The organism is Pedobacter sp. Bi126, from assembly GCF_918698245.1.
Taxonomy (GTDB): domain Bacteria; phylum Bacteroidota; class Bacteroidia; order Sphingobacteriales; family Sphingobacteriaceae; genus Pedobacter.
The window spans coordinates 1-1,169 of sequence record NZ_CAKKMS010000022.1; the positions used below are offsets into that span (position 1 = coordinate 1).

The 1,169-nt window shown below is 51.8% G+C and carries 1 protein-coding gene; it reads left to right on the plus strand.

Annotated features, from left to right (window positions below; genetic code table 11):
- Positions 1–1,169, plus strand: a 1,169-nt coding sequence (locus LQ201_RS25625) for a hypothetical protein (RefSeq protein WP_230146724.1), incomplete at both ends; no start/stop codon positions are given.

The following is a 1,169-nucleotide window of genomic DNA, read 5'->3' on the forward strand; positions in this document are numbered from 1 at the left end:
GCTACCGGAAAAGACCCTAAAAATAACAATATCACAACCACTTCGGTAGATCCAACACCATTGTCGCCTACCGATCCGAACTATCCGGTTACACCGCCAACACCTGCATGTCTAAGCTGTACAGTTACACCGATTGTACACACAGGTGCAATGACCCTGGCGAAAGACGGTTCTTACAATGACTTCAACACGAACGGTAAGGTAGACGCGGGCGACCGTATCAACTACACTTTCGTGGTGACCAATACAGGTAACGTAACCTTGACAAATGTGACGGTTACCGATGCAAATGCTACGATTTCTGGTGGCCCGATCGCATCACTTGCGGTAGGTGCTTCAGACAACTCAACCTTCACCGGTTTCCATACGCTTACCCAGGCGGAGATCGATAACGGCGGTGTGTTCAACGTGGCTACGGCTACCGGAAAAGATCCGAAAGACAAACCGGTTACGACCACTTCAGTGGATCCGACACCATTGTCGCCTACCGATCCGAACTATCCGGTTACACCGCCAACACCGGCATGCCCAAGCTGTACGGTTACACCGATTGTACACACAGGCGCAATGACCCTGGCCAAGGACGGTTCTTACAATGACTTCAACACGAACGGTAAGGTAGACGCGGGCGACCGGATCAACTACACTTTCGTGGTGACCAATACAGGCAACGTAACCCTGACAAATGTGACCGTTACCGATGCAAACGCTACGATTTCTGGTGGCCCGATCGCAAGTTTAGCGGTAGGTGCTTCAGACAACAGCACTTTCACCGGTTTCCATACGCTTACCCAGGCGGAGATCGATAACGGCGGTGTGTTCAACGTGGCGACCGCTACCGGAAAAGATCCGAAAGACAAACCGGTTACGACCACTTCAGTGGATCCGACACCATTGTCGCCTACCGATCCGAACTATCCGGTTACACCGCCAACACCTGCATGCCCAGGCTGTACAGTTACACCGGTTGTACACACAGGCGCAATGACCCTGGCGAAAGACGGTTCTTACAATGACTTCAACACGAACGGTAAGGTAGATGCGGGCGACCGTATCAACTACACTTTCGTGGTGACCAATACAGGTAACGTAACCTTGACAAATGTGACGGTTACCGATGTAAACGCTACGATTTCTGGTGGCCCGATCGCAAGTTTAGCGGTAGGTGC